A 6,728-nucleotide genomic window follows, 5' to 3' on the forward strand; every position below is an offset into this window, starting at 1 on the left:
TTGTCGCGTTCAATCCACCAGTTGGATCAAACTACGCCAAGGTGCAACATGACCGCCAAAGTTCGCGACAAAGCCCCGAAAACAACATGTTGGCCTGACGAAAGCCCAGATCCAGCCGCCAGGCCAGAATGGTAAGCACACCGCAAAGCAACGCTGTCGCCAGCGGTAAGGGGAAACTGATCAACCCGGGGCTGTCCATTTGTCCTCTTTCTATCGCGACCTGTCCTCGATCAGGATCAAGGACAGGTATAGGCGGTGCAACTCATTGTTTCAAATAAACCCACAGCTCAGCTTTGACCTTATCTTGAACGATGATCGGAGCTTTCGATGAGACACTCTTCTTACCTTCTTGCTGGTATCTTAGCTATGTGCGCAGCAACGGCATTTGCCCAGCCCTACCGGTCTGCAATGACAGAACTGAAAGTCGCTGACGCCGAGGGAGAACGCGATCTGTCCGGATTTATTTGGTATCCAACAGATGCAATTGGGCCAGAGACTTATGACTTCGAAAGTGAAGTGTGGGCGGGGACGAAAGTTGTGAAAGATGCTGCCCCTGCGACGAGCCGGTTCTCATTTGTTGTCTTATCTTATGGTATGTTTGGCAACGCCTACAATCAGGCGTGGCTTGCCGGTGCGTTAGCGCGACGCGGTTACATTGTGGCCGCCATCAGTCATCCTGGTACATCAACCTGGTCTCGCGACCCCGATCTGACTCGGCAACTATGGGAGCGTCCAAAGGACATTTTCCGCGTTATAGACCATGCGACTGGCGCATCTGACTTTGCGCAATATGTCAATTCAGACAGGATCTATATGGCGGGACACTCACTGGGTGGGTTCACCGCTGTTGCCCTGGCTGGCGCGCGGTACGACGCGGCCGGATTAAAACAATTCTGCGACACTCAGCCAGACGAGCTGGCTTGTGGCATCCTTTCGGGTTGGAAAATCGCGCAAACACCCGAAGATCGCGCTCAAATGGAGGTCGATCTGTCCGACCCCCGGATCAAGGCATTTGCAGTTTTTGATCTTGGTGGAACGCAGAGCTTTTCCGAGATGAGTCTTCGCCAGATTGACCGTCCGATGCTGGTCTTTGGGGCCCCGATCATGAATTCAGGTCTGACGCTCGACATTGAATCCCGTGCCCTGATTGCCGCACTGCCAACACGCAACGCACGCTACATCGAACCGGAGACGCTATCGCATTTTGATTTCCTCGGTCGTTGTAAGCCCGGAGGCTACGAGCTTCTGGCAAAAGAAGAACCAGGAGACGAGATCATCTGTTCAGATGGCGGCACAGCGCGTGCTGCCAAGCATGAGACGATTATCGACGCTGTCACGGATTTCTTCTCGAATTCATAACGCGAGCGGAGGCGGGTTGGTATGGCGACACCGGCCTTCCGCCTTCGCCTGCTGTCATGATCGCATAAACCAGTTTAAGCGACACCACCGTCGACGACTTGCTCGGGATATCGTTCCGCCCAATCTGACAAAAACTCGGATACGGCGTCCTGGCTTGCCAGTTCTATGGCACGGTGCGGAAGAGCGACTCCTTCCCGCAGTGCCAGACTCAGGCACCGAGTATAGTCGCGGTCTAATCGTTGCGGGCAGTTCTCCGATCCATGAATAATTGTCGACAGAAGTGTTCCGCCATAGCCGTTCACATGTGTCAGGTCTGGCTTTAACGACAGAAGGTATTCCATGACGTCTGGCAAGCCCTCCCATCCGGCAACCTGAACCGGCGTCAATCCTTCGGTATCTGGGCGGTCATATTCAACTCCTACGGCGACCAGCCGTCGAACGTGATCCAGTTTGCCCGGGATATGCAAGATCATTCGGATGATATTGCGGTAGGCATCAGGTATCTTTTCGGGGTCAAGGCCGCCCAGCGGCTGAACGCCATCGGCAACAGCAGCTAGTAGAGTTTCGGTCTCACTCAAAGCAGTATCTGCGCCGCGCTCTTCAAGCATCCTCGCCAAACTGGCATTTCCAAACACCCGCGCATAAGCATATGGCGTTGTGTTCTCGAAAGGGCGGTTCAGCTCGGCGCCATTTTCAAGAAGAAGCTCCACCATATCTGGTGTGGCCATCCTTCGCGCTGCCTGGTGTAGCGCAGGAACGACCCACGGTGCTTCACCACCAACATGCGTCCCGTCAAATTCATATACTTTGGCCCCATGGTCGAGAAGCATCTGAACAGCCGCGGTGTCATGGAAGTCCATCGCGCGCAGCAATGCGTTTGTCCCCTTCGGGTCGGCACCATGATCCAGTAGCAGTTGCAATCCTTTAGGATGACCGAGCTCGGTTGAGTGATAAAGACTCTCGCCGTCATTCGGATTTGTTCCGTTCTCCAGCAGCCACTGCCCAAGAATCATATTGTCCGAATGGCCGATGGCGAAGTAAAGCGGCGATAGCTTGTAGTCGTTGCCATGATAGACCGGCGCACCGAGATCAACATCAGCACCAGCTTCCAAAAGTGCATTTGCGATATCAAGCATGTCATTAGCCAGCTCAGGTGCGTGATGAATCCACTTGGATCGGGCAAGGATCGTCAAAGGAGGTGCCAGATCTCCAATGAGCTGCGTCGCCAGTTTTGGCGTTTGGTCGAGAAATTCCAGCACATCCGACTTGCGATAAAGGGCCAGACAAAGTCCGAAATCTCCGTCTGCCAGGTCTGGTGCGTCAGCCAGGAGTTGATCAACAGCGGTGAAGTGACCCTGAGCGAGGGCCAGTTTCAGGCGCTGCCGCTTGGTGGCTTTGTCCATGCCAAGAAAATCCGCCGCGAACTTTAGAGCAGGCCAGGACGGGAAACTGTTCTCGCGCGCAATGACATGCAAATAGTCGGAGTGCTTGAGAGCTGTTGCCTCCGGTCGAGGCGGATAGTTTGCGATGCGTTGGCGGGCACGCAATTCGCCTGCTTCATAGGCGTTGCGAAGTGCTTTGGCGTCGCGGCGCAGTTGGTCCAGGCATTTTGTCATCGGCGTCCTCACTATTGGCTCGATGGTCCGCTGGATCCGAGCATGAGACATACCGAAATAAGGCTGTCGTCTTGTTGATAGAGATGCCGGTGACGGCTTTCCGCGGACTTGGAGGCTTTCCCTAGAAGCATTCTCAACATAACCATCTGAAGCAACACCCGCAAGATCGGCTTGAGTGGATGACACTTGTGCGAATGACCGCAAAACGAAAGCTGTGGCGCAGCGACTGACTAGATCGTCGATGTCGGCTTGGGGCCGGTATCCTCTACGAGAGTGTTCATCGGTTCTGGCTCGCCCGCAGACAGTAGCTAGTGCCAGGAATTGATCTTTTTGATCGGTGGCTGCCCCGTTCGACACGGACTGGCGTTCCCGCCGGGGCCACTCGACATACCGTTCGAGTTCTGTGACGGGCGACTACCCTTGACCTGCGGAAGACCAGGGAGGATCAGTCTTAGGTGGTGACGCGGGTTTTACAGGGCCACGTTTTCTTTCCATCGCTGTCGTAGAAGGCTTCTTCGATACCAGCTCCTGTCAGGGCAAAGGTCATGAAGCCATTTAAGACCCGAAGGCCGCATTTGGGCATTGGCGTTTGTGCAAAAAACTCGATGCCATCGATGAAGTCGGATTCCTTGAAGGGCGGGGTACTGCCCACTTTGGCCAACGCCCAGGGCGCCCCGTAGGGCATAGAGGCATGGCCGGCGCACCGCATGTGGCAGGTGCCCGCAATGGCCGGGCCGTCTTTTGAGGCGGTAACTTGCTTTGGCGTATAGACAATCCCGTCGTGGATATGCCCGAAATACCAGTAATCTGGCAGATTGTTGTCCAGTGCCCTGGCGACATCCCGGAGGAGAGACTTGTTGTCCTTGACCTGCTCGACCTTGCCGGTCACATCGAAGGGCGTGTGATGGGTCATGACGATTGTTTTCTTGTCGGTATTCCCTTTGCGCATCGATTGAACAAAGCCGATCTGATCTTCACTAAGCGCGCCAAACATTTTGAGAAAATCCGGGCTGTAATACGCACTGTCGAGGTAGAAGATCTGCCAATTCTTGTTTTCCAGCATCCCGTAGGTGAAACCGTTTTGGTGGGAAAAGATCGGACTGGATAAAAGCGCGTCTTCAAACAATCCTCGCGCGCCGGTGTACATCTCATGGTTGGAATTCATGGTGAAGGACCGGCCTGGTTTCAAATCCTCCTTGGGCCAAAAATCGACAAGATGGGCCACCTCATAGCCCGCTCCGAGGAACGGCATGCTGAGGGATTGTTGGGGTGTCCCAGTGTAATACACGTCCCCTAAGTGAAACAGGTATTCCGGGGCCTGTTTCAGGTGCATAGCTGCATGGCGCACCGCTTTGGCGTTCTCTCCCCCTGTTCCCCAGTCGCCAGCAACCGCAAACGTCACCCTGTCCTCGGGGATTTTCCCCACATGAGGGCTTTTGTCCGGGTCGTTCAAGACCGGCATCGGCCATGGGTGTTTATTGTAGTAATGGTTGACGAGAAGCATGTTAATTGGCGCTTCGAGCCACCGGTAATCCAATTGCCCGAAGTTCCCAATTTCCCAGGAGGTTCCGTCGGGTGATATCGCCATGTTGCTCTGGACGGCGGTTCTGAGCTTTTCATAGTCGCTGAGCGTGACTGTTGGTTGTGGAATAAGACCCAAATCATCGACCAATCGAAGGAATTTGAGGAAAACATCCGGTATGTCTTCGTAGCCGGGGATTTGCTTCGGGTTTTTTGCCCAATATGGCAGAATGCCAAATTCAATCTCGCCGAGCGCAGGAAGCTCGGGTCGGTGATGTGGCCACGCAAGATAAGGTACGGTTGCCTTGAGCATGGCATCGGACTCTTTCAGCAGTTCGTAAAACTCTTCAAGGTCCTTGATGATTTTCGCCGGATCAAGCGCGACGTCGATCTGGTCTGAAGGGGGTCTATCTTCCGGTTTCTGGAGTAGTACTGTAATCTTTTCTAAAACGTCTGCTTCGGTCTGGGTCATGGCCGTCATGGCTTGCTCCCTGAAGTTAGATTGAAAATGGTTTTCTGCTAACTTTAGCCTCGGGAAACAGCCGGTGCTTCCATTTGGCCGATACTGTTAAACCGACATCCCGCAATTGGAACGCCACTTCATTGATGTTGCCGCTGTTTTACGTGTGGATCAAGCTTCTTGGACAAGCCGCCACCGCGGTTCAATGCTCGCAGCTCCGCACACATGTGTGTCGCGAACCCTGCTGACATCCTAGGCAGCCAAATGTCCACGCCATGTGAGCGAGGCGCGTACCGGTCTTTCTGGATATCTGTGTTACCTTTGCACTCCTTGAGAGCGAGAACGACTTGCCAAGACCCATTCGACCCGCAAAAATTAGGATGCTCAGGTGTCGACCTGGCAGCGAGGGTTGCGGAAATCCGACAGATGTAGGGCGCCCAAACGGAGGACATGTTGAACAGATTTGGACATCTTGAAACGCCGCCGGTCGGACCTTTTCGTTTTATTGCTTTGGACGTCGAAACAGCGGGCAGAACTATCAGTGGCATCTGTCAGATCGGGCTTTGTTTTGTCAGCGACGCAGGTTCTATGCAGACCTATTCCGTCCTGATCGACCCAGAGGGACCGTTTGAAGCTTTCAATACTGAGCTCCACGGGATTTCCGCCGAAACCGTGATGGGGGCTGGGACATTCCCGACGGTCTATGCGTCCTTGTTCGAGGTCCTCAACACGCACAGCCTTGTTCAACACAGTACGTTTGATGAAAAGGCGATGACGGCAGCCTGCGCTCGGTACGGCATGCCAATGATCACGTCGCATTGGACGAATAGTGTCTCGATTGCCCGTCAAGCATGGCCATCATTGAAGAGAGCCGGTGGGCACGGGTTGGCAAACCTTAAGAAACATCTTGGCCTTGAGTTTCATCACCATGATGCAGGTGAAGACGCCCGAGCTTCGGCTTCTGTGATCTTAAGGGCAGAAGAGATTTTTGGCGCGCCGTTGCCCTATCTCAGGACAAACCGCCAGTTGACCTTTTCGTTCGAAAATCGACCTTAGAGATAACCGGTCAAAATCCCTGAGATTCTGCTTTGCTCGAACGTGTGGAAAGGGCTGCACTTGCCCTTTCGTTTTCAACGCACTGACGACGGCGCGGCCGTATTCCAGAACTTGGACGACACTCCCCGACTAATCGATTTTGCCCGTGATCTGGGCGCTTCACGAAGTTGGTCATGCTTGGGCTATTGCCGGGTAGGCGCGGGTTGAGGCGGAACTTTGCCCCTGGGATCAAGTCAACCTTTATTCAGGTGGTCAAATCCCGACGTCCATCTTAGGGTCGTCGCTATCTCAGGCAGAGGATATTTATGTGGCCAGCTCAATAATTGAAGAAGACCTGACAATCGAAGGCAATGTCAGTTCAAGCGGAGGAAGTGTCGACGTCAAAGGTCACGTCGTTGGGGATGTCAGCGCTGACGCGATTACCGTTCGGTTGAGCGGATCTGTTGATGGGGCATTGTCCGCCAAGAAGATCACCATAGAGGGCAAGCACAATGGCAGTTTGAGCTGCGACGATCTGCAACTTGCATCGACTTCATGGGTTCAGGCTGATGTCGTGGCCAGGACGATGGCAACCGAGAGCGGCGCAAGGGTTGTGGGCAAGGTCGAAATCACCGGTGAGCAATAGAACCCTCTGGGGTTGGCTTTGTCGCGAACTTTGGCGGTCATGTTGCACCTTGGCGTAGTTTGATCCAACTGGTGGATTGAACGCGACAACG

5 protein-coding genes are annotated in these 6,728 nt (G+C 54.0%); 3 read left to right on the top strand and 2 right to left on the bottom strand.

The window, feature by feature from the left end:
- Nucleotides 1-327 precede the first annotated feature (327 nt).
- Nucleotides 328-1,359, top strand: a complete 1,032-nt coding sequence (locus HW561_RS23020) for an alpha/beta hydrolase family protein (RefSeq protein WP_176867703.1) — start codon at nucleotides 328-330, stop codon at nucleotides 1,357-1,359.
- Nucleotides 1,360-1,433: 74 nt separating this feature from the next.
- Here the strand turns inward: HW561_RS23020 and HW561_RS23025 are convergent, their stop codons facing one another.
- Nucleotides 1,434-3,332, bottom strand: a complete 1,899-nt coding sequence (locus HW561_RS23025; protein ID WP_328803326.1) for an ankyrin repeat domain-containing protein — start codon at nucleotides 3,330-3,332, stop codon at nucleotides 1,434-1,436.
- Between the two features lie 94 nt (nucleotides 3,333-3,426).
- Nucleotides 3,427-4,977 carry a metallophosphoesterase family protein gene (locus tag HW561_RS23030; protein WP_176867705.1) on the bottom strand — a complete coding sequence of 517 codons (1,551 nt, stop codon included), beginning with the start codon at nucleotides 4,975-4,977 and terminating at the stop codon, nucleotides 3,427-3,429.
- Between the two features lie 429 nt (nucleotides 4,978-5,406).
- Here HW561_RS23030 and HW561_RS23035 point away from each other — a divergent pair, with 429 nt between their 5' ends.
- Nucleotides 5,407-6,012 (top strand): exonuclease domain-containing protein, encoded by a 606-nt coding sequence (locus HW561_RS23035; protein WP_176867706.1) that lies wholly within the window; start codon nucleotides 5,407-5,409, stop codon nucleotides 6,010-6,012.
- A 307-nt stretch (nucleotides 6,013-6,319) separates the two neighbouring features.
- On the top strand, nucleotides 6,320-6,637 hold the full coding sequence (locus tag HW561_RS23040) for a bactofilin family protein (protein WP_176867707.1): 318 nt from the start codon (nucleotides 6,320-6,322) through the stop codon (nucleotides 6,635-6,637).
- Nucleotides 6,638-6,728 lie beyond the last annotated feature (91 nt).

Source organism: Ruegeria haliotis (genome assembly GCF_013377785.1).
GTDB lineage: Bacteria > Pseudomonadota > Alphaproteobacteria > Rhodobacterales > Rhodobacteraceae > Ruegeria > Ruegeria haliotis.

Bases quoted from the DNA above. Each gene is read 5' to 3' on its own strand.
- HW561_RS23020 (WP_176867703.1), top strand. From the start codon at position 328: ATGAGACACTCTTCTTACCTTCTTGCTGGTATCTTAGCTATGTGCGCA.
- HW561_RS23030 (WP_176867705.1), bottom strand. From the start codon at position 4,977: ATGACGGCCATGACCCAGACCGAAGCAGACGTTTTAGAAAAGATTACA.
- HW561_RS23035 (WP_176867706.1), top strand. From the start codon at position 5,407: ATGTTGAACAGATTTGGACATCTTGAAACGCCGCCGGTCGGACCTTTT.